The sequence below is a fragment of the Nocardia sp. NPDC055321 genome, assembly GCF_053645575.1.
Window position 1 is genome coordinate 191,739 of the sequence record NZ_JBSHMS010000011.1, and the last position, 20,888, is coordinate 212,626.

Consider the following 20,888-nt stretch of genomic DNA (forward strand, 5'->3'; position numbering starts at 1 on the left):
CGCTACACTTCCCCCCTGGTTTGGTTTCGGCCCGCCCGGTCTTGGGCGGGGCGGGCCGCTCCCACGCCGCCGGGACCCGCGCTGCCTGGGGGAAAACGATGTGAAGTGGGCTGAGTACAACGACTACGATTCGACCAGCAAGAATGGGGGCGGCAAACCGCCCGACCCGTACCAGCCAGGGGAGTGACGAACCATCGTGGCCGACGACATCGACCGTGCCGAGCAGAGTGTGGCGTTGACCGAGGAATCCCTCGCCGCCGCCGCGGAGGCCGCTGAGAAGGCGTTCGCCGCTGCCGCCGACCTGGAGGCGCTCGCGAGCGCCAAGACCGAGCACATGGGCGGCAAGTCGCCGATCTCGCTGGCGCAGCGCTCGCTGGGCACGCTGCCCAAGGACCAGAAGGCCGACGCGGGCAAGCTCGTCAACGTCGCCCGTCAGCGGGTGTCGCAGGCGTATGAGGGCCGCAACGCCGAGCTGCTCGCCGAACGCGACGCCGCCGTGCTGGTCGCCGAGGCCATCGACGTGACCGTGACCGCCCGCCGCGCCGCGCCCGGCGCGCGCCACCCCATCGCCGTGCTCTCCGAGCGCGTGGCCGACGTCTTCGTCGGTATGGGCTGGGAGGTCGCCGAGGGTCCCGAGGTCGAGACCGAGCACTTCAACTTCGACGCCCTGAACTTCCTGCCCGACCACCCCGCGCGCACGATGCAGGACACCTTCCACATCGCGCCCGAGGGCTCGCGGCAGGTGCTGCGCACCCACACCTCCCCGGTGCAGGTGCGGTCCATGCTCACGCGCGAGCTGCCGATCTACGTGGTCTGCCCGGGCCGGACCTTCCGCACCGACGAGCTCGACGCCACCCACACCCCGGTCTTCTCGCAGATCGAGGGTCTGGCCATAGACAAGGGCCTGACCATGGCGCACCTCAAGGGCACCCTGGACTCCTTCGCCCGCTCGCTCTTCGGCCCGAACACCACCACCCGCATGCGGCCGAGCTTCTTCCCCTTCACCGAGCCCTCGGCCGAGGTCGACGTGTGGTTCGAGGACAAGAAGGGCGGCCCGGGCTGGGTCGAGTGGGGCGGCTGCGGCATGGTCAACCCGAAGGTGCTCATCGCCAGTGGGATCGATCCGGAGGAGTACTCCGGATTCGCGTTCGGCATGGGTCTGGAGCGCACCCTGCAGTTCCGCAACGGACTGCCGGACATGCGCGACATCGTCGAGGGCGACGTGCGCTTCACGCTGCCCTTCGGCATCCAGTCCTGAGCCCACCATCCCATCCCCTGAACACGGAAAGCGAAACGTCAAGTGCGAGTAGCGCAGTCCTGGCTGACGGAAATCCTGCAGCGCACCACCCCCGAGTGGTCGGTGACGCCGGACGAGCTCGACGCGGGTTTCGTCCGGGTCGGCCTGGAGGTCGAGGAGGTCGCCGCGCTCGAGCGGATCGGCGGCGACATCGAGCGCCCGCTGGTGGTGGGCCGGGTCGCCGAGATCACCGAGCTGACCGAGTTCAAGAAGCCGATCCGTTTCTGCAAGGTCGACGTCGGCAATCCGGAGCTCCAGGAGATCGTCTGCGGCGCAAGTAATTTCGCGGTCGGCGATCTGGTCGTGGTGATCCTGCCGGGTGGCGTGCTGCCCGGCGGTTTCAAGATCACTTCCCGGAAGACCTACGGGCACACCAGCAACGGCATGATCTGCTCGGTCGCCGAACTCGGCATCGGCAAGGACGCCAACGGCATCCTCGTGCTGCGCCCCGGCACCGCCGAACCCGGCGCCGACGCCAACGTGTTGCTGGGCCTGGACGACACCGTCATCGAACTGGCCATCACCCCGGACCGCGGCTACGCCTTCTCCGCGCGCGGTCTCGCCCGGGAACTGGCCTGCGGATTCGATCTGGAGTACGGCGATCCGGCCGTGCGCCTGCTGCCGGACTCCGAGGACCCGGCCTGGCCCGTCACGCTCGAGCCCGAGTCGCTGTGCACCCGTTTCGCGGTGCGCCGGGTGACCGGCGTCGACCCGAAGGCGTTGAGCCCGTGGTGGTTGCAGCGCCGGCTGCTGCTCTCGGGCGTGCGCCCGATCTCCCCGGCGGTCGACGTCACCAACTACGTCATGCTCGAACTGGGCCAGCCGCTGCACGCGTTCGACGCCGCCAAGGTGTCGGGCGGACTCGTGGTTCGCCGTGCCCGCACGGGCGAGACCCTGCGCACCCTGGACGAGGTCGAGCGCACCCTCGACGCCGAGGACGTGGTGATCGCCGACGAGTCCGGCGTCATCTCCCTCGCCGGGATCATGGGCGGCGCGAGCACCGAGGTCGGCGCGGAATCGGTCGACATCGTGCTCGAGGCCGCCACCTGGAACCCGATCGCCGTGGCCCGCACCGCGCGCCGGCACAAGCTGGGCTCGGAGGCGAGCCGTCGCTTCGAGCGCGTGGTCGACCCCGAGATCAACATCGTCGCGCTCGACCGCGCCGCCACCCTGCTCGCCGAGATCGCCGGTGGCACGGTCGAATCCGTGCTCACCGATGTGCGGGTGCCGGTTCCGGCCGCGCCGGTCATCACCATGGACATCGACCTGGCCGACCGCGTCGCGGGCGTGCACTACGAGCCGGGCGCCGCCCTGCGCCGTCTGCAGCAGGTGGGCTGCGCGGTCGAGGTCGGGGTCAGCGACGCCGGCCACCCGCAGCTGGCGGTGACCCCGCCGAGCTGGCGGCCCGACCTCACCCAGCCCGCCGACCTGGTGGAGGAGGTGCTGCGCCTGGAGGGCCTGGACAAGATCCCGTCGGTGCTGCCCGCCGCCCCGGCCGGTCGCGGCCTCACCGCCGAGCAGCGCCGCCGCCGCGCGGTGAGCCGGGCCCTCGCGTTCGAGGGCTGCGTCGAGGTGCCGCCGCCGGTCTTCATGTCCCGCGAGGTCTTCGACACCTGGGGGCTGCCGCAGGACGACGTGCGCCGCCGGACCCTGCGCGTGCTCAACCCGCTGGACGCGGATCGCCCCGAGCTGGCCTCCACCCTGCTGCCCGGACTGCTGGAAGTGGCCGCCCGCAACATCTCTCGCGGTGAGCGCGACCTCGCCATCTACGGCATCGCACAGGTCGTGCGGGCCACGCCGAAGACCGCGCCGGTCGGGCTGCTGCCGGTGGACCGGCGGCCCACCGAGGCGGAGATCGCCGTCCTGGAGGAGTCGCTGCCGCAGCAGCCGGTGCAGATCGCGGTGGTGCTGACCGGCCGCCGGGAGGCGAAGGGCCCGTGGGGTCCGGGCCGGGCCGTCGAGGCGAGCGACGCGTTCGCGCTCGTGGACGCTGTCGCCGACGCCGCCAACGTGGTCATCGAGCGCCGGGCCGCGGCGTACCTGCCCTGGCATCCGGGCCGCTGCGCGGAACTGCTCGTGGACGGCGTCGTGGTCGGTCACGCCGGCGAGCTGCACCCGGCGGTGCTCGAGCGTTCGGGCCTGCCGCCGCGCACCTGCGCCGTGGAGATCGACCTGGACGCCCTGCCGGTGCGCGAATTGCGCCCGGCCCCCGTGGTTTCCGCCTTCCCGGCGGTGCTGCAGGACGTGTCGGTGAGCGTCGCGAAGTCGGTTCCGGCCGCGTCGGTGGAGTCGGCGCTGCGCACCGGCGCGGGCGAGCTGCTCGAGAAGATCTCGCTCTTCGACGTGTACGAGGGCGCGCAGGCCGGTGAGGGCCGCAAGTCCCTGACCTACGCGCTGCGCTTCCGGGCCGGTGACCGGACCCTGACCGAGGACGAGGCCAGCGCGGCCCGCGACGCCGCGGTCGCCGCCGCGGCCGACGCGGTGGGCGCGGTGCTGCGCGGATAGCGTGCCGCGCGGATAGTTCGAACCCGGGCGATGGCCCGTCGCGAGCGCCTTCGGGTGTCGCGGCGGGCCATCACCGTTCGGCGAGGTAGGAAGAGACATGCGACATCCGGCGACCCCCGTGCTCAACGCGCTGACCTATCACCCCGACCGTCGGGTGCTCCTGACGCCCGAGCGGTTCGGGCTGGCGTACGAGGACCTGTACCTGCCGACCGCGGACGGGGAGACGGTCAACGCCTGGTTCGTGCGCGCGGCCGGAGAACCGCTGGGGCACCTGCTGTTCGCGCACGGCAACGCGGGCAACATCGGGGACCGGTCACCGATCCTGGCGATGTTGTCGGCGGCGGGGTTCGACGTGCTGGTGTTCGACTATCGCGGATTCGGGCGCAGCACCGGTCGGCCCGGGGAACGGGGTACGTACCTCGACGCCCGCGCCGCCCGCGAAGCGCTGCTGGCCCGGCCGGGCGTCGATCCCGAAAGGGTTGTGTACCTGGGGAAGTCGCTCGGTGGGGGAGTGCTCCTGGAGTTGGCCACGGCCCATCAGCCCGCCGCCATGGTGCTGATGTCCACCTTCACCGGACTGCGCGACGCCGCCGGGGCGGTGTACCCGTTCCTGCCGAAGATGTTCGTGCCCAACGCCTATCCCAGCATCGAGCGCATCCGCCGGCTGCGCTGTCCGGTGCTGGTCATGCACGGCGACGCCGATGACCTGCTGCCGGTGCGGATGGGGCACGCGCTGTACGCCGCGGCCCCGGAACCCAAGGAGCTCATCATCTATCCGGGCGGCGGCCACAACGACCTGGTCGCGATTCCCGGCTGGTCGGGAGCGTTGGCGCGGTGGGTGCGCGCCACGCTCGGTGCGGCGTAACGGCGTGTGAAGTTCGGCTCGGTTCGTCGGTGCCCGGCATGACACCGCGCCGGGAATCGCGCCCGAAAAGCACCCTGCCGCACTGAATCCCGCGCGATCACGGTGTCGGTTCAGTGGTGGGCGGGATCCACGATCGGCAGCAGATAACGCCGCGCGAACTCCGTGATCTGTTCGCGGCTGTCCAGCGCGATCGTGGCGTGGGGCAGCAGGATCAGCGAATGCACCAGGCGGCACACGATTTCCGCGCGCGTGGTCAGATCGTCGGCGGGGGCGAGCAGTCCGCGTTCCACCGCGTTCTCCAGCAGCGCGGCGGTGGCGCTCACGGCGAGGGTGAACACCTCGCTGCCCTCGACGCTGAGCTTGGTCAGCACGCGGTCGGGTTCGAGGGCGAGCATGCGGGTGGCCACCGGGTGTTCGCGCCAGTGCGTCAGCACCCCGAGGAACAGCTCGACGAGCATCCCGTCGAGGGTGTCGTGGAGTTCGGGGATCCGCGCCAGGTCGGTGAGCACCAGGCCCACCTCGCGATTGAACACCGCCTGCACGAGGTCGTCGCGCGAGCCGATGCGGCGGTAGACCGTCACCCGATCGACGCCGGCTTCGCGGGCGACGTCTTCCAGGGTCGTCTTCTTGACCCCGACGCGTTCGAATTGGCGCAGCGCGGCGTCCAGGATCAGGGTCCGGTCATCGTCCGTAATGCGGCTCGCGGGGGTGTTCGAGGCGTTCGGCACGGTTCAACGCTAGCAAAACCGGGGCGAACTGCAACAATTTGAGGCAATCTGTTGCTGCAACATTGCAATAGAAATTGTTGCACTGTACGGTTCGACACATGGTCGATCAGGACGGCGCGACGAGGCGCCAGTACCGCGACGAAGCACACGCCATCGCCCCGCGAGACGTGCACTTCGACTTCGAATCCGTTCCCATGCACTACATTCCGGGCGAGGCCCTGGCCACGCACATCGTCAATGTGATGCACCTGGTGCTGCCGGAAGGGGAGCGCGCCATGGCCGCCGCGCTCGCCGAAGCACTGCCGTACATCGACGACGAGCGCTTGCGGGAGGAGGTCACCGGGTTCGTCGGCCAGGAATCCATGCACGCCAGTTCGCACGAGGCCGCGCGCAATCACCTGCGTGACATCGGCCTCGACGTCGATACCTACGTCGACGCCATCGCCTGGCTGGTGGACCGGATCCTCGGCGACCACGGACTCGCCGGGCGGGCCAAGCAGGAATGGCTCAAGGAACGGCTCGGGCTGTTCGCCGGCATGGAGCACTACACCGCCGTGCTCGGCGAATGGCTCCTGGAAGCCGACATCCTCGAGGCCAAGGGCATGCACCCGGCCATGCTCGATCTGGTGCGCTGGCACGGCGCGGAAGAGGTCGAGCACCGCAGCGTCGTCTACGACGCCTTCATGCACGTGGACGGGAGTTACGCGCGCAAGGCGCGCACCGCCGTCCTGGCCAGCGCGACCCTGCTGCCGCTGTTCATCGTCTCCGCGGGCTACCTGTACCGCAAGGACCCGACCCCGGACAAGGGCCGCTCCTGGGCCCGGCAGTTCCTCGACGCCACCAAGCGCGGCGTAATCCCCAGCTGGACAGTCTTTTTCACCGAGCTGCCCCGCTACCTCCGCCCCGGCTTCCACCCTTCGCAGCTGGGCCCGATGGACAACGCGCTGCGCTACCTCGCCCACTCGCCCGCGGCCCGGGCGGCCCGGTGATGGCGGGCGCACCCGCGGAGCACGGACTCGACGGTGCGGCCGGGACGGGCGCGAGCGGCGTCGCGACACCGCGAGGCGGTCGCGTGGATGCGATGCGGGGCAGGACCGCGGTCGGTCCCCACGTTCCTGCCGCGGACGGAAGTTGCGGGGCGGCGACGCCGGGTGCGAGCCGTTCCGCGGCGCCTGCCGGATCCGGGCCGGCGGCGCCGAGAACGACGGGTCCGGGGGCCGGGCTCCGGCTGCTCGGCTCGGTGATGGACGCGTACCTGAAGGTCTTCGTCTCCGGCCCCGCCGCCCCCGTGCTCTCGCGCTCGAATCCGGTGCGGCGCGGCGGATTCGACCTGGACATGGTCGTCGGCGCGCGCACGATCGAGGCGGACGGGGTGGTGAGTCTGTCGCTCTACGCCGCCGATCGCCGGCCGCTGCCGAGTTGGCGGCCCGGCGCGCACCTGGATGTCTTTCTGCCCTCGGGTAAGCAGCGGCAGTACTCGCTGTGCGGTGATCCGGCAGACCGCTACCGGTATCGCATCGCGGTGCGGCGGATTCCGGACGGCAGCGGCTCGGCCGAGATCCACGACGCGCTGTGGGTGGGGGACCGGCTGCGAATTCGCGGGCCGCGCAACGCCTTCACCCTCGTGGACGCGCCGTCCTACCTGTTCCTGGCGGGTGGCATCGGTATCACGCCGATCCTGCCGATGGCGCTCGCGGCCGGATCACGGGGGCGGTTGGTCTACACCGGGCGCTCGCTCGACTCCATGCCGTTCCGGGATCTCGTCCCGGACGCGCTGGTGCTCGCGGACGAGGAGCACGGTCCGCCGGACGTGGCCGCCCTGATCGCCACGGCCGCGCCGGGGGCGGCCGTGTACGTGTGCGGACCGCCGCCCATGCTGGCCGCCGCCCAGGCGTGCATGTTCGAACTCAATCCCACCGGTTCGCTGCACACCGAACGCTTTTCGGCGCTCCCGGTGGTCGGCGGCCGGGAATTCGATCTCACCCTGCGTCGCAGCGGGCGGACCCTGCGGGTGGGCGCGGACGAGACCGCGCTGAGCGCGGTCCGGCGGCAGCTGCCCGATGTGGCCTACTCCTGCCAGCAGGGCTTCTGCGGCTCGTGCGAGGTCGGGGTGCTCGCCGGGGCGATCGATCATCGCGATCGGCTGCTCCCGGAATCGGCACGGGCGCGGCGCATGCTGCTGTGCGTCTCGCGCGCGGCCGGCGACGAACTGGTGGTCGATCTGTGAGCGAAGGGAACTCCAAGGCGATGACCTCCACGGTCGAACACACGCCCATCGTCATCATCGGCGCCGGGTTCGGCGGCATCGGGCTGTCGATCAAGCTGCGCGAGGCGGGATTCGAGGATCTGGTGATCCTCGAGCGGGCCGATGACCTCGGTGGCACCTGGCAGGCCAACACCTATCCGGGCGCGGCCTGCGACGTGCCGTCGCACCTGTACAGCTACTCGTTCGCGCCGAACCCCAAGTGGTCGCGCACCTACGGGCAGCAGCGCGAGATCCTGGAGTACCTGCGGGCGGTGGCGACCGAGCACGATGTGCTGCGGCACATGCGCTTCGGCGTCGAGCTGTTGCACGCGCGCTGGGACGAGGACGAGTGCCACTGGCACCTGGCCACCAGTCACGGCCCGCTCACCGCGGACTTCCTGCTCTCGGCCACCGGCATCTTCGCCGAGGCCAAGTACCCCGCGCTGCCGGGCCTGGAGACGTTCGAGGGCAAGGCTTTCCACTCCCTGCACTGGGACCACGACCACGACCTGACCGGCGAGCGGGTCGCGGTCATCGGCACCGGCGCGTCCGCGGTGCAGTTCGTGCCGGAGATCCAGCCCCGCGTGCGTGAGCTGCTGCTGTTCCAGCGGTCCGCGCCCTGGATCGTGCCGCGCATGGACCGGCACACCTCGGGCCTCGAGCGCCTGCTGCTCGAACGTGTTCCGCTGGCCCAGCGCCTGATTCGCGGTGGCTTCTATTCCGCCATCGAGACCTTCGGGCTCATCTCCCTGGTCGATCAGCGGTTCCGTCACCCCTACGAGGCGCTGGGCCGCTGGCAGCTGCAACGCCAGGTCCGCGATCGGGCCCTGCGCGCGAAACTGCTGCCCGACTACGTCATCGGCTGCAAGCGCGCCATATTCTCCGACGCCTACTTCCCGGCCCTGGACCAGCCCAACGTGGAGGTGATCACCACCGGCATCGCCGAGGTGCGCCCGCACTCCATCGTGCTGCGCGACGGCACCGAACACGAGGTCGACACGATCGTGTTCGGCACCGGATTCACCTCCATCCCCACCGCGTACGACAGCTACATCGGAACCGACGGCCGCAGCCTGGCCCAGCTCTACGACAAGCAGCCGCAGAGCTACCTGGGTGTGGCGGTCGCCGGATTCCCGAACTTCTTCTGCACGCTCGGCCCGTTCGGGGCGGCGGGCAACCAGTCCGCCATCTTCATGATCGAGTCCCAGATCGCCTACATCGTCGACGCTCTGAAGCAGTTGCGCGCCACCGGAGCCCGTCGCGTGGAGGTCCGTCCCCGGGTGCAGCAGGCGTTCCTGGCGGAGATGGCGCGCCGCAGCACCGCCACGGTCTGGCTCACCGGCGGCTGCCAGAGCTACTACACCACCGCCGACGGACTCAATGCCGGGCTCTACCCCAACTGGAGCTTCCAATATCGTCGTCGCACAGCCGCATTCGACAGTGAATCCTACGAGGTGAGCACGTGATGTTGTCATTGCTGGGACTGCTGTCCCCCAATTCGCCCGCCGCGAATCGGGTCAACGGGCAGACGGTGCTCATCACCGGGGCGGGCCAGGGCATCGGGCACGACCTGGCCCTGCTGCTGCACGAGCGCGGCGCGCGCGTGGTGCTGGTGGACATCGACCGGCACGCCGTCGATGCCATGGCGCACCGGCTCGGCAAGCGCGCCCTGGCGGTCGCCGCCGACGTGGTTGATCGAGATGCCATGCGCCAGGCCGTGATTCGCGCCGTCGAACACTTCGGCACCCTGGACGTGGTGGTCGCCAACGCCGGCGTGGTGCCGCGCCCGGCCACCCTGCGCACCATGGACGGCGCGGAATTCGATCGGGTGCTCGGGGTGAATCTCACCGGTGTGTTCAACACCGTGCGCCCGGCGCTGGACCACATCGTGAACGCGCGCGGGCACGTGGTGGTGGTGTCCTCGTGCGCCGCCTTCGCCCCCGGCATGGCCGGTGCGCCGTACATGATCAGCAAGGCGGCGGTGGAGCAACTCGGGCGCGCGCTGCGGGTCGAACTCGCGCCCTTCGGCGCGACCGCGGGCATCGCCTACTTCGGCATCGTGCAGACCGAGATGACCCGGGCCACCCTCGATCGCGACGAACTCGGCGCCGAGCTGGACGATCTGCTGCCCTGGCCGCTGAGCGTGCGGATCAGCTCCGAACGCGCGGCCGAGATCATCGCCGACGGCATCGAGAGCCGGGCCCCGCGCACCATCGCGCCGCTGGGCTGGATGCCGTACGCGATGCTGCGCGGCCTGGTGAACGTGGCCCTGGATCGGGCGCTGACCGCCGATCCCCGGGTGCACGATCTGCTGCGCCGGGTCGAACAGCGCCGGGTGCGCTTCTGAGACGCCGCCGGGCCGCGAAACCGCAGGCCCGGCGGATTTCCGGCGAGTGCGCGGCCCGGCTGCGTAGCCTGGTCGATATGAGCGATTCCAGTAATCTGGCGGCGCAATTGGCGGGTCTGAGCGATGCCGAGCTCGCGGCGGTGGTGGGCGCGGCCACCGACGGCCGGGCCGGGCTCGCCGAGCTGCACGCGGTGGCGATCGCGGTGGCCGCGACCGTCGGTCATTCCCCCGGCGTCACCGATGTGACTCCGGACACGGATCTGTCCTCGGACATCCCGCCATCGAGCGCGGGGCCCGCGGTTCCGGATACATTCGGGCAGGTCGAACTGGGTGCGATGGTCACCGGCGGACCGGTACCGCCGACGGGTATGCCCAGCTCACCGGGGATCGGCGGATATACGAACAGTGGTGTCCCTACTTTCGAGTCAGTTCGGGATAAGGTCGAGCAGCGCTACGGCACCGCCCAGGGGATGAACGAACTCGATCGGCAGACACCGGTGGGCCGCAGCGTCGACGAACAGTGGGACGCGCGGGAGAAAGCCGCGCGGGAGCGTCTGGAACAGATTCGAAAGTCGGTGCACGGCAACGATTCCGACTGATTCCGGCCCTCCGCTTCGACACGATGGGTGGAATCGTATGACCGAGCCGCGCGAAATCGCCGAACGGCTGCTGGACCTGCAGGTGGACTTCGTTGTCGCCGAGGTGACCGGGGACCGCTTCGCCGAGGTGATCGCCCGCGACGTGGAGGCGGTGATCGGCGTCGCCGACACCATCGTCTTCCGCGACGTGGTCGAGGTCGAGCAGGCCAAGGAGACCGTCGGCAAGATCGTGGATCTGATCGGCGGCAGCCCCGTGCTCGGGGAGATGGTCGGGGCGCTGGCCCCCGCGCTGTACGACGACATCGCCGCGAACAACGACTACACCCTCGGTGACGTCGTCGATCGCGAGCCGGTCGAGGCGCTGCTGGAGAAGATCTTCGCCATGCACCAGGCCCAGGAACGCATCCTGGAGCGGCTCACCGAGAGCCCGCTGGTCGCGACCGTCGCCTCCAAGTTCGTGGACAAGCTGATCTCGGACTTCATGGAGAGCAACCGGCAGATGGCGAACAAGATCCCGGGCCTGGGCTCGCTGGTCTCGTTCGGCACCTCCGCCGCCAAGTCCGCGGCCAAGGCCGCCGAGAAGGCCACCGGCGACGGCACCTTCCTCGGCGAGATGGCCGGTAAGGGCGCGCAATTCGCGCTCAAGCGGACCAACAACGCCATTCGCGAGATGCTGCGCGACGCGCCCGTGCACGACGCCGCGATGGAGTTCTGGGACCTGCACGCCGGTGAGCCGGTGAGCGGGCTGCGCGACTACCTCACGCAGCAGGATCTGAAGGACCTGGCGCTCATCATCTACCGCATCGCGCTCACCACCCGCGAGAAGGAGTACTTCGGCGTCCTTCTCGATCAGGGCGTCGAGGTCTTCTTCGAGAAGTACGGCGACCACACCCTGGCCGCGATCCTGCCCGAGCTGGGGCTGTCCGGCGACGACATCGCCGGCGAGATCCTGCGCTACGGGCCCGCCGTGGTCGACGCCGCCAAGCGGAACGGCGTGCTGGCCAAGCTCGTTCGCGAGCGGCTCGAGCCCTTCTTCCTCTCCGATCAGGTCATCGGTGTCCTGACGGAGGCGACCAAGTAACCCTGTGCCGCCCCGGCAGCGCCGGGGCGGCCGACCCGCGGGAGGCGACCGATGGACCTGCCGATCACCGGAGAACAGCTACGGGTGCGGTCCTCGGGGCCGCACGTCATCGTGTTGACCGCGGGCGTGTACGAGATTCGCGTGGAGAGCGAGCTGGTGGTGCACCGCGCCGCCGGTTCGGTCTCGCATCGGCTCGCGGGGGAGACCCGGGTCGACGACCTCGCCGAGGCCGTGCACGGCGTGATCGTCACCGCCACCGTCGAATCCGACGGTGAGCTGCGGATCGACCTGGACACCGGGCACCGCCTGGTGGTCGAGCCCGACCGCTTCTTCGAAGCCTGGACCGTCACCGATCCGGGCCGCTATCTGGTGGTGTGCATGCCCGGCGGCGAACTCGCCGTCTGGCCGGGCGCCTGATCCCGGCGGCGCCGGCCGCTGCTCCCCGAGGGCACGTCGGCGGCTCCGGAGCCGTACGCGTCGATCCGCGGTCGGTAGGGCGGCGTTGCACCACCGACCGCGGGTCGATACGCACGGCGGGCCATCCCGGCCCATCGTGTCGGATACCCCGCGGCACGAAACCGGCGCGCATCGTGATCGGCGATGCGCGCGGACCTTCGTGCCGTCCCCTCCGCCGGCATCCGGTGTCGCCGAACAGCACTGCACGGCTCGGAACAGCACTGCACGGCTTGGAGAGCATCGCGATTTCACCGGCCCACCGTCAAGGCGAAGGCCTGTCCCAATTTGTCCCAGTCGCCCAGTTTGGCGTTGCTGCCCGGGGCGGGTAATGCGCGATCCGGAACAGCCGCGGACCGGGCGGTAGATTCTTCGTGGTCGTCGATTTCTGGAGGTAGCGGGTATGGCCGAAGCACACCTGGCGATCGCCGGCTATCTGCGGGAATGCCGCGAGGCCGCGGGCCTGACCCGGGCCGAGCTGGCCAAGCGCGCGGGCGTGTCCGAGGCGCTGCTGCAGAAGCTGGAACAGGGCACCCGCCCGCCCACCTCCACCGCGCTGGGCGCGCTCTTCGAAGCCCTGGACGTGCCGGTGCAGTATCGCGATCACGCCGCCAAGGTGCTGCAACCCGAGCTCACCTCCCAGGTCGACAACGAGGGCACGCCCGACGCGGCCGAGCTGGCGTTCCTGCACAGCCTGCCGTACCCGGCCTGCTACCAGACCATGCCCGCGCTGGACGTGCTGGCCGCCAACGACGCCTACCGCCGCGCCTTCCCCGGCCTGGATCCCGGCGCCAACGTCATGGCGTGGATGCTGCTCGACCCGCGGGCGCGCGAGGTCATCGCCGACTGGGCCCGCGAAACCCATCTCATCGTGCGCGCCTTCCGGTTCACGGCGCCCGGGCTGCTGTCGCCGGAACGGATCGAGGAGCTCACGCGACTGTTCCGGGAGCAATGCCCGGAGTGGGATTACTTCTGGGGCACCGACATTCCGGTGAGCGATATCCCGCGCCGCCCGATCCTGGTCCGCTCACCCGATACCGGCGACTGGGTGCGGATGTCCATCCACATCTTCCGCTTCGAGCTGCCCCGGCGGCACTGGTGCATCTATTCGCTCGTGCCGACCCCGGACGAGGAGTAGCGGCCGCGCTCAGTTCACGCAGGGGATGCCGTCACCGATCGTCGTGGTGACCGGTTTGCCCGCGTCGGGGGTGTCCGAGGTCGTCGTGGTGGACTTCGTGGTCGTGGGCGCGGTGGTCGTCGTGCCGGAGCCGGTCGTGTCCGCCGCCGGGTCCAGGGCCTCGGGGACCTCGAAATCGGCGCCGATGACCAGTCGCACGTGGCCCGGGGCGACGCTGTCCGAAGCGGAAGCTGTTATCCCGCTGAGCATTCGGGCCAGCTGTTCGGCGTCGGTCTGCGCGCCCACGCCGTACAGCACGGCGGTGGAGGTGCCGTCCGCGTAGTCCGCTGTGGAGACCTCACCGGTCGGAAACCCCTTGGCCCCCAGGCTCTTGGAGATCTGCGCGGCCAGGCCGCGGGTGGTACTCGCGTTGACCACGTCCAGGGTGCTCACCGGCATCGTGGTCGGCGCGCTCACCACCGGCGGCTCCTCGACGCCGAACGCGGCCCGGACCTGTTTGCGAATGGCGACCGGGTCGACGATGTTCACGTCCTGGCCGTTGATGTTGTCGTAGCGCAGCACGGGCAGGGTGTTGAACTCCACGGTGGGCGAGCCCGCCCGGCCCAGGGTGGTGATGAACTCGGTCAGGCTCCAGCCGTCCGAGAGCACCACGTCCCGGTGCGCCACATCCATCAGGGCCTTGAGCTTGCCCGGATTGGTCAGCGTGCCTTTGGATTTCAGCGAATTGGCGACCGAGGTGAGGAAGGCCTGCTGCCGGTGCGTGCGATCGAGATCGCCGTTCTCGAGGCCGTGTCGCTGACGGACGAAGGCCAGTGCCTGCCCGGCGTCCAGGTGCTGGCGCCCGGCGGGGAACACCGCGCCGGAGAAGTAGCTGTCGTCGACCGCTTTGTTCAGGCACACGTCCACCCCGCCGAGCGCGTCGGCCAGGTGGTAGAAACCGGCCAGCGACACCTCGGCGAAGCGATTGATCGGCACGCCGGTCAGGGCCTTGACCGTCTGCACGATGGAGGCCCGCCCGGCCTCGCGGCCCTCGCGCTCGAGCTCGACCTTGTCGGTCATGCCCTGCGCCTTCAGCTTCTCCTCCACCGCGTACTTCTTGAGGCCGTACGCCTCCTTGATCTTGACGTTGGTGTAGCCGGGGATGCCGCTGACCGCGACGTAGTCGTCGCGCGGGATGGAGAACGCGGTGATCGTGCGCATATCTTTCGGAATATGCACCAGGATGAGTGAATTGGCGTTGTAGCCGCCCTCGGAGCCGTCGCCCGCGTGCAGTTCGTCGAGGATCGCCTTCGGCAGGTCGTTGCCGTCCAGGTCCTTACGGGTGTCCAGGCCGATGAGCAGGATGTTGATGTCGCCGTCCAGACTGCGATCCTCCTCGGGGATCACATCGGACCGGGCGAAGCCGCCTTCGAGGCTGTTCTCCCCGTACCAGCCGGCCCCGGTGATGCCCATCACCAGCACCGCCGCGAGCGCGGCCAGGACCCGCCCGGCCGTCCGTAGCCCGCGTCCCGCGCCGGGCCCGCGGTGCGCTGCGGGGCGGGCATGGCGGGAGCGCCGGGATTCGGAGCGCCGGGGGGCGCGGCGGCGGGATTCGGCGGCGGGCCGGGCGCGCGAGTAGGGGCGGACGGCCGGGATGGGGGCGGTGTCGTCGTCGTACATGGCCCCATCGAGTGTGCCGGAACGTGCGGAAACTGTCAGAATCCGGGGTGAATCGGGCACGGAATGGCACCCCGACTGTGAATGAGCTTGCACAGTCGTGCATAATCATCACATGGCGGATACCTCTGGTGGGCCCACGGTGCGGGTCGCGGTCGCTGGTGCGAGTGGGTACGCGGGTGGTGAGGTCCTGCGACTGCTGCTCGGTCACCCGGCCTACCGCGCCGGACGACTCGAGATCGGCGCGCTGACCGCCGGATCCAACGCGGGCACCGCGCTCGGCGAACTGCAGCCGCATCTGCTGCCCCTGGCCGATCGCATTCTGGGACCGACCACGGTCGACGAGCTCGCCGGCCACGACGTGGTGTTCCTCGGCCTGCCGCACGGGCAGTCCGCCGCGATCGCGCAGGCTCTGCCCGAATCCACCGTCATCATCGACTGCGGCGCGGACTTCCGGCTCACCGACGGCGCGGCCTGGGAGAAGTACTACGGCACCCCCCACGCCGGCACCTGGCCCTACGGCCTGCCCGAACTCCCCGGCGGTCGCGACGCGCTGCGCGGCGCCACCCGGATCGCGGTCCCGGGCTGCTATCCGACCGTCGCCAGCCTCGCGCTGGCCCCGGCGATCGCCGCCGGGATCATCGAACCCACCGTGAATGTGGTTGCGGTGAGCGGAACCTCGGGCGCGGGACGCAAACTCGACGTGGGCCTGCTCGGCTCGGAGGTGATGGGCTCGCTGCGCGCGTACGGCATCGCCGGCGCGCACCGGCACACCCCGGAGATCGTGCAGAACCTGACGGCCGCGGGCGGACAGGACGTGGCGGTGTCCTTCACCCCCGTGCTGGCCCCGCTGCCGCGCGGCATCCTGGCCACCTGCACCGCGCCGATCCGCGTGGACGCCGCCGCGGCGCGCGCGGTGTACGAGAAGGCCTACGCGGATGAGCCTTTCGTGCACCTGCTGCCCGAAGGCGTATTGCCGCAGACCGGTTCGGTGCTCGGCTCCAACGCCGTCACCCTGCAGGTCGCGGTGGACGAGGCCGCGGGACTGCTGGTCGTCATCGCCGCCATCGACAACCTGGCCAAGGGCACCGCGGGCGCGGCCGTCCAATCCATGAATCTGGCTCTCGGAATCGACGAGACCGCAGGACTTTCCACCGTAGGAGTGGCACCGTGACATCGAGCAACGACGGCAAGCTGGTCCGGACCCAGGGCGTCACCGCGCCGCTGGGCTTCCGCGCGGCGGGCATCACGGCGGGAATCAAGGTCAGCGGCAAACCGGATCTGGCGCTGGTGTTCAGCGAGGGACCCGAGTACGCCGCGGCGGGCGTGTTCACCCGCAACAAGGTCAAGGCCGCACCGGTGCTGTGGTCGCAGCAGGTGCTGCGCGACGGTCACCTGCGCGCGGTCATCCTCAATTCCGGTGGGGCCAACGCCTGTACGGGCCCGGGCGGATTCCAGGACACCCACGCCACCGCCGAGGAACTCGCGAAAGCCCTGAGCAACTGGGGAACCGAGACCGGCGCGGGCGAGATCGCGGTCTGCTCCACGGGTCTCATCGGCGACCGGCTGCCCATGGACAAGCTCATCCCCGCGGTCACCGAGATCGTGCACGAGATGGGCGGCGGCCTGCAGGGCGGCGCGGAGGCCGCGCGCGCCATCATGACCACCGACACCGTGCCGAAGGAAGCCGCCTTCCACCACACCGACAAGTGGAACGTGGGCGGTATGGCCAAGGGCGCGGGCATGCTCGCGCCGTCGCTGGCCACCATGCTCGTGGTGCTCACCACCGACGCGGTCGCCACCCCCGAACAGCTCGACAGCGCGCTGCGCAACGCCACCCGTCTGAGCTTCGACCGCCTGGACGTGGACGGCTCCTGCTCCACCAACGACACCGTGCTGCTGCTGGCCAACGGCGCCAGCGGCGTCGCCCCGTCGCAGGCGGAGCTGGACGCGGCCGTGCTCGCGGTCTGCGACGATCTGGCTGAACAGCTCATGGCCGACGCCGAGGGCGTCACCAAGCGCGTGCACATCACCGTCACCGGCGCGATCAGCGAGGACGAGGCGCTCATCGGCGCGCGCGTCATCGCCCGCGACAGCCTGGTCAAGACCGCGTTCTTCGGTTCGGACCCGAACTGGGGCCGCGTGCTGGCCACCATCGGCATCGCGCCCATCGAGCTCGACGCCGACAGGATCTCGGTGTCGTTCAACGGAAAGCCGGTGTGCGTCAACGGTATGGGCGCGCCGGGCGCCCGCGAGGTGGACCTGTCCGGTCCCGACATCACCGTGCTGGTCGACCTCGGCCTCGGCGACGGCACCGCCACCATCCGCACCACCGACCTGTCCATCGGGTACGTGGTGGAGAACTCGGCGTACAGCTCATGACCGCGGCGCACGAACAACTCTCGGCGCTGGACAAGGCGCACGTGCTGGCGGACGCGCTGCCCTGGCTGCAGCGCTTCCGGGACAAGGTCGTGGTCGTCAAGTACGGCGGCAACGCCATGATCGACGACGAGCTGAAGCGGGCGTTCGCCGCCGACATGGCGTTCCTGCGCACCGTCGGCGTGCACCCGGTCGTAGTGCACGGCGGCGGGCCGCAGATCAGCGCCATGCTGAAAAGGCTGGGGCTGCAGGGGGAATTCCGCGGCGGGTTCCGCGTCACCACGCCCGAGGTCATGGACGTGGTCCGCATGGTGCTGTTCGGCCAGGTCGGGCGCGAGCTGGTCGGGCTGATCAACGCGCACGGGCCCTACGCGGTCGGCATCTCCGGTGAGGACGCCGGACTGTTCACCGCCACCCGGCGCACCGTGGACGTGGACGGCGAGGCCACCGACATCGGCCTGGTCGGCGACGTCACCGAGGTGAACCCGGACGCGGTGCTGGATCTCATTGCCGCGGGCCGCATTCCGGTGGTCTCCACCATCGCCCCCGACGCGGACGGCGTGGTGCACAACATCAACGCCGACACCGCCGCGGCCGCCCTCGCCCAGGGCATCGGCGCGGAGAAACTCGTCATCCTCACCGATGTCGAAGGGCTGTACACCAATTGGCCCGACCGCTCCTCGCTGACCACCCGCATCGACACCGACGAGCTCGCCAAGTTGCTGCCGAGCCTGGATGCGGGCATGGTCCCCAAGATGGAAGCCTGCCTGCGCGCGGTCGAGGCCGGGGTGCCCACCGCGCACGTGATCGACGGGCGCGTACCGCATTCGGTGTTGCTGGAGCTGTTCACCGGCGAGGGCATCGGCACGATGGTCACGCCCGCTGAGGGAAGTTCGAACGGAGTGAACCCATGAGCACAGCCGGGATTCAGCATCGGTGGAACGCCGCGCTGATGAACAACTACGGCACCCCGAAGGTCGCGCTGGTGCGCGGCGCGGGCGCGGTCGTCTACGACGCCGACGGCAAGCGCTACCTGGACTTCCTCGGCGGCATCGCGGTCAACAGCCTCGGGCACGCGCACCCGGCCATCCTGGCCGCGGTCACCGCCCAGCTCGGCACCCTCGGGCACGTGTCGAACCTGTACGCCAGCGAGCCGGCCATCGAACTGGCCGAGCGGCTGCTGGCGCACTTCGGCGACGGGCAGGGGAAGGCGTTCTTCTGCAACTCGGGCACCGAGGCCAACGAGGCCGCGTTCAAGATGGCGCGCCTGACCGGCAAGACCAAGATCGTGGCCTGCGAGGAGGCGTTCCACGGGCGGACCATGGGCGCGCTCGCGCTCACCGGGCAGCCCGCCAAGCGCACGCCGTTCGAGCCCATGCCCGCCGGGGTCGTGCACGTGCCCTTCGGTGACGCTGCCGCGCTGGCCGCCGCTGTCGACGATCAGACAGCGGCGGTGTTCCTCGAACCCATCCTGGGCGAGAGCGGCGTCGTGGTGCCGCCCGCGGACTACCTGGCCCAGGCCCGCGCGATCACCAAAGAGCATGGGGCGCTGCTGATCCTGGACGAGGTGCAGACCGGTATCGGGCGCACCGGCGCGTTCTACGCCCATCAGGCCGCGGGCATCGTGCCCGATGTCATCACCCTGGCCAAGGGCCTGGGCGGCGGGCTGCCCATCGGCGCGGTGCTCGCGCAGGGGCCGGCCGCGGAGCTGTTGCAGCCGGGTATGCACGGCACCACCTTCGGCGGCAATCCCGTCTGTGCCGCCGCGGCGCTGGCGGTCCTGCGCACCATCGACGAAGAAGGTCTGCTCGCGCACGTGGAGACCGTGGGCAAGATCCTCGTCGACGGAATCGACGCGCTGGATCATCCGCTGGTCGACCACGTGCGGGGCGCCGGTCTGCTCATCGGGATCCAGCTCACCGCCGATATCTCCGCGCAGGTGGACGAGGCGGCGCGGGAGTCCGGCTACCTGCTCAATCCCGCCAAGCCCAACGTGATCCGGCTGGCGCCGCCGCTGGTGCTCACCGAAACCCAGGCCGACAACTTCCTGTCCGACCTCCCCGGCATCCTCGATGCCGCGCAGACCAAGGCCGAGAAGGAGAACAACCGGTGACGATCCGGCATTTTCTGCGCGATGACGATGTGAGCCCGGCCGAACAGGCCGAGATCCTCGGTATCGCAGCCGAACTCAAGAAGGCTCCGCTCTCCGCCCGGCCCCTGGAGGGTCCGCGCGGCGTGGCGGTCATGTTCGAGAAGAACTCCACGCGTACGCGTTTCTCCTTCGAGATGGGCATCGCCCAGCTCGGCGGGCACGCGGTGGTCGTGGACGGGCGCGACACCCAGCTCGGGCGCGAGGAGACCCTCGCCGATACCGGGCGGGTGCTCTCGCGGTACGTGGACGCCATCGTGTGGCGTACCTTCGGGCAGGACCGGCTCGACGAGATGGCCGGTGCGGCAACGGTTCCCGTGGTCAACGCGCTGTCGAACGAATTCCATCCGTGCCAGGTGCTCGCGGATCTGCAGACCCTGCGCGAGCGCAAGGGCGATCTCGCCGGGCGCAATCTGACGTTCCTGGGCGACGGCGCGAACAACATGTCGCACTCGCTGCTGCTGGGCGGCGTCACCGCCGGGCTGAACGTGACCATCGCCGCCCCCGCGGGTTTCGAGCCGTTCGGCTGGATCGTGGAACTGGCGCAGAAGCGGGCCGCCGAAACCGGCGCGAAGATCACCTTCACCAACGACCCGCTCGCGGCGGCCGAGGGCGCGGACGCGCTGGTCACCGACACCTGGATGTCCATGGGCCAGGAGGGTGACGGTCGCGACCGCGTCGCGCCGTTCCGCCCGTTCCAGGTCAACGCCGACCTGCTGGCGCGCGCGGCCTCGGATGTGACCGTGCTGCACTGTCTTCCGGCGCATCGCGGCGAGGAGATCACCGACGAGGTGCTCGACGGTCCGCACAGCGCGGTGTGGGACGAGGCCGAGAACCGCCTGCACGCGCAGAAGGCGCTGCTGGTCTGGTTGCTGGCCAAGCACGGTGTCGCGTGACGACCGAGCGCCGCTCGACCGCCCCGGCCGGCAGATCGGGTGCGGCGATCGCCCGCACCCGCGCCGGCCGGCAGGCCCGGATCATCGCGATCCTGTCCCAGCACGAGGTGCGCAGCCAGTCCGAGCTCGCGGCGCTGCTCTCGGGTGAGGGCATCGACACCACGCAGGCCACGCTCTCGCGTGACCTGGACGAACTCGGCGCGGTGAAACTCCGTGCCGCCGACGGCGGGGCGGGCGTCTACGTCGTGCCCGAGGACGGCAGCCCCGTGCGCGGGGTCACCGGCGGCACCGAGCGCCTGTCCAAGCTGCTCGGCGATCTGCTGGTGTCCACCGACGCCAGCGGCAACATCGCGGTGCTGCGGACTCCGCCGGGCGCGGCGCATTTCCTGGCCAGCGCGCTGGACCGCGCCGCGCTGCCCGAGATCGTCGGCACGATCGCCGGTGACGACACCATCGCCGTCATCGCCCGAGAACCCATGACCGGCGCCGAATTGGCCGCCAAGATAGAGCAACTCGCGTAACGGCACCCGATCCCCGGATCGGCCGCTCG

19 protein-coding genes are annotated in these 20,888 nt (G+C 70.2%); 17 read left to right on the forward strand and 2 right to left on the reverse strand.

Annotated elements, in window-relative coordinates; genetic code table 11:
• Positions 1 to 196 precede the first annotated feature (196 nt).
• The 3 genes from pheS to ACWIGI_RS19715 all read left to right on the forward strand — a co-directional run bounded on the left by pheS (position 197) and on the right by ACWIGI_RS19715 (position 4,667).
• On the forward strand, positions 197 to 1,258 hold the full coding sequence (gene pheS / locus ACWIGI_RS19705; RefSeq protein ID WP_454203838.1) for a phenylalanine--tRNA ligase subunit alpha: 1,062 nt from the start codon (positions 197 to 199) through the stop codon (positions 1,256 to 1,258).
• A 42-nt stretch (positions 1,259 to 1,300) separates the two neighbouring features.
• Positions 1,301 to 3,802 (forward strand): phenylalanine--tRNA ligase subunit beta, encoded by a 2,502-nt coding sequence (pheT, locus tag ACWIGI_RS19710; RefSeq protein ID WP_454203839.1) that lies wholly within the window; start codon positions 1,301 to 1,303, stop codon positions 3,800 to 3,802.
• Positions 3,803 to 3,899: 97 nt separating this feature from the next.
• The gene (locus ACWIGI_RS19715) at positions 3,900 to 4,667 is read left to right on the forward strand and encodes an alpha/beta hydrolase (protein ID WP_454203840.1); all 768 of its coding nucleotides are present in this window, start codon (positions 3,900 to 3,902) and stop codon (positions 4,665 to 4,667) included.
• 110 nt (positions 4,668 to 4,777) lie between these two features.
• Here the strand turns inward: ACWIGI_RS19715 and ACWIGI_RS19720 are convergent, their stop codons facing one another.
• Positions 4,778 to 5,395, reverse strand: coding sequence for a TetR/AcrR family transcriptional regulator (locus tag ACWIGI_RS19720; RefSeq protein ID WP_454203841.1), 618 nt, complete (start codon positions 5,393 to 5,395; stop codon positions 4,778 to 4,780).
• Positions 5,396 to 5,493: 98 nt separating this feature from the next.
• On the opposite strand from ACWIGI_RS19720, the gene ACWIGI_RS19725 reads away from it, so the two are divergent.
• The 8 genes from ACWIGI_RS19725 to ACWIGI_RS19760 all read left to right on the forward strand — a co-directional run bounded on the left by ACWIGI_RS19725 (position 5,494) and on the right by ACWIGI_RS19760 (position 13,258).
• Positions 5,494 to 6,384: a metal-dependent hydrolase gene (locus ACWIGI_RS19725; RefSeq protein WP_454203842.1), complete on the forward strand. Its 891-nt coding sequence runs from the start codon at positions 5,494 to 5,496 to the stop codon at positions 6,382 to 6,384.
• A 254-nt stretch (positions 6,385 to 6,638) separates the two neighbouring features.
• Entirely contained in the window at positions 6,639 to 7,622 is a 984-nt protein-coding gene (locus ACWIGI_RS19730; protein ID WP_454203843.1) for a PDR/VanB family oxidoreductase, read from the forward strand.
• A gap of 20 nt (positions 7,623 to 7,642) precedes the next feature.
• On the forward strand, positions 7,643 to 9,106 hold the full coding sequence (locus ACWIGI_RS19735; RefSeq protein WP_454203913.1) for a flavin-containing monooxygenase: 1,464 nt from the start codon (positions 7,643 to 7,645) through the stop codon (positions 9,104 to 9,106).
• Positions 9,106 to 9,987: a short-chain dehydrogenase/reductase gene (locus tag ACWIGI_RS19740; RefSeq protein ID WP_454203844.1), complete on the forward strand. Its 882-nt coding sequence runs from the start codon at positions 9,106 to 9,108 to the stop codon at positions 9,985 to 9,987. Before ACWIGI_RS19735 ends, ACWIGI_RS19740 begins: the two co-directional genes overlap by 1 nt.
• A gap of 77 nt (positions 9,988 to 10,064) precedes the next feature.
• On the forward strand, positions 10,065 to 10,586 hold the full coding sequence (locus ACWIGI_RS19745) for a PspA/IM30 family protein (RefSeq protein WP_454203845.1): 522 nt from the start codon (positions 10,065 to 10,067) through the stop codon (positions 10,584 to 10,586).
• A gap of 37 nt (positions 10,587 to 10,623) precedes the next feature.
• The gene (locus ACWIGI_RS19750) at positions 10,624 to 11,667 is read left to right on the forward strand and encodes a hypothetical protein (protein WP_454203846.1); all 1,044 of its coding nucleotides are present in this window, start codon (positions 10,624 to 10,626) and stop codon (positions 11,665 to 11,667) included.
• Between the two features lie 51 nt (positions 11,668 to 11,718).
• Entirely contained in the window at positions 11,719 to 12,084 is a 366-nt protein-coding gene (locus tag ACWIGI_RS19755) for a DUF6188 family protein (protein ID WP_454203847.1), read from the forward strand.
• A 439-nt stretch (positions 12,085 to 12,523) separates the two neighbouring features.
• Entirely contained in the window at positions 12,524 to 13,258 is a 735-nt protein-coding gene (locus ACWIGI_RS19760; RefSeq protein WP_454203848.1) for an MmyB family transcriptional regulator, read from the forward strand.
• Between the two features lie 9 nt (positions 13,259 to 13,267).
• Here the strand turns inward: ACWIGI_RS19760 and ACWIGI_RS19765 are convergent, their stop codons facing one another.
• Complete coding sequence (locus ACWIGI_RS19765; RefSeq protein WP_454203849.1) at positions 13,268 to 14,917, reverse strand: LCP family protein; 1,650 nt, start codon at positions 14,915 to 14,917, stop codon at positions 13,268 to 13,270.
• Between the two features lie 112 nt (positions 14,918 to 15,029).
• Here ACWIGI_RS19765 and argC point away from each other — a divergent pair, with 112 nt between their 5' ends.
• From argC to ACWIGI_RS19795, 6 genes are read left to right on the forward strand one after another with little or no spacing between them, the layout of a single operon-like run.
• Positions 15,030 to 16,088, forward strand: a complete 1,059-nt coding sequence (gene argC, locus ACWIGI_RS19770; RefSeq protein ID WP_454203850.1) for an N-acetyl-gamma-glutamyl-phosphate reductase — start codon at positions 15,030 to 15,032, stop codon at positions 16,086 to 16,088.
• Positions 16,085 to 17,296 carry a bifunctional glutamate N-acetyltransferase/amino-acid acetyltransferase ArgJ gene (gene argJ, locus ACWIGI_RS19775; protein ID WP_454203851.1) on the forward strand — a complete coding sequence of 404 codons (1,212 nt, stop codon included), beginning with the start codon at positions 16,085 to 16,087 and terminating at the stop codon, positions 17,294 to 17,296. The genes argC and argJ overlap by 4 nt, the downstream gene beginning before the upstream one ends.
• A complete protein-coding gene (argB, locus tag ACWIGI_RS19780) occupies positions 17,293 to 18,207 on the forward strand; it encodes an acetylglutamate kinase (RefSeq protein WP_454203852.1) in 915 nt (304 codons plus the stop codon). The genes argJ and argB overlap by 4 nt, the downstream gene beginning before the upstream one ends.
• Complete coding sequence (locus ACWIGI_RS19785; protein WP_454203853.1) at positions 18,204 to 19,406, forward strand: acetylornithine transaminase; 1,203 nt, start codon at positions 18,204 to 18,206, stop codon at positions 19,404 to 19,406. The genes argB and ACWIGI_RS19785 overlap by 4 nt, the downstream gene beginning before the upstream one ends.
• Complete coding sequence (gene argF, locus ACWIGI_RS19790) at positions 19,403 to 20,338, forward strand: ornithine carbamoyltransferase (protein WP_454203854.1); 936 nt, start codon at positions 19,403 to 19,405, stop codon at positions 20,336 to 20,338. The genes ACWIGI_RS19785 and argF overlap by 4 nt, the downstream gene beginning before the upstream one ends.
• Positions 20,335 to 20,859 carry an arginine repressor gene (locus ACWIGI_RS19795; RefSeq protein ID WP_454203855.1) on the forward strand — a complete coding sequence of 175 codons (525 nt, stop codon included), beginning with the start codon at positions 20,335 to 20,337 and terminating at the stop codon, positions 20,857 to 20,859. The genes argF and ACWIGI_RS19795 overlap by 4 nt, the downstream gene beginning before the upstream one ends.
• Positions 20,860 to 20,888: the final 29 nt, after the last annotated feature.

What these genes read in the sequence shown, in the direction of transcription:
- ACWIGI_RS19715 (WP_454203840.1), top strand. Translation starts at nt 3,900, where the DNA reads ATGCGACATCCGGCGACCCCCGTGCTCAACGCGCTGACCTATCACCCC.
- ACWIGI_RS19725 (WP_454203842.1), top strand. Translation starts at nt 5,494, where the DNA reads ATGGTCGATCAGGACGGCGCGACGAGGCGCCAGTACCGCGACGAAGCA.
- ACWIGI_RS19730 (WP_454203843.1), top strand. Translation starts at nt 6,639, where the DNA reads ATGGACGCGTACCTGAAGGTCTTCGTCTCCGGCCCCGCCGCCCCCGTG.
- ACWIGI_RS19735 (WP_454203913.1), top strand. Translation starts at nt 7,643, where the DNA reads ATGACCTCCACGGTCGAACACACGCCCATCGTCATCATCGGCGCCGGG.
- ACWIGI_RS19740 (WP_454203844.1), top strand. Translation starts at nt 9,106, where the DNA reads ATGTTGTCATTGCTGGGACTGCTGTCCCCCAATTCGCCCGCCGCGAAT.
- ACWIGI_RS19745 (WP_454203845.1), top strand. Translation starts at nt 10,065, where the DNA reads ATGAGCGATTCCAGTAATCTGGCGGCGCAATTGGCGGGTCTGAGCGAT.
- ACWIGI_RS19750 (WP_454203846.1), top strand. Translation starts at nt 10,624, where the DNA reads ATGACCGAGCCGCGCGAAATCGCCGAACGGCTGCTGGACCTGCAGGTG.
- ACWIGI_RS19755 (WP_454203847.1), top strand. Translation starts at nt 11,719, where the DNA reads ATGGACCTGCCGATCACCGGAGAACAGCTACGGGTGCGGTCCTCGGGG.
- ACWIGI_RS19760 (WP_454203848.1), top strand. Translation starts at nt 12,524, where the DNA reads ATGGCCGAAGCACACCTGGCGATCGCCGGCTATCTGCGGGAATGCCGC.
- ACWIGI_RS19765 (WP_454203849.1), bottom strand. Translation starts at nt 14,917, where the DNA reads ATGTACGACGACGACACCGCCCCCATCCCGGCCGTCCGCCCCTACTCG.
- argC (WP_454203850.1), top strand. Translation starts at nt 15,030, where the DNA reads ATGGCGGATACCTCTGGTGGGCCCACGGTGCGGGTCGCGGTCGCTGGT.
- argB (WP_454203852.1), top strand. Translation starts at nt 17,293, where the DNA reads ATGACCGCGGCGCACGAACAACTCTCGGCGCTGGACAAGGCGCACGTG.
- ACWIGI_RS19785 (WP_454203853.1), top strand. Translation starts at nt 18,204, where the DNA reads ATGAGCACAGCCGGGATTCAGCATCGGTGGAACGCCGCGCTGATGAAC.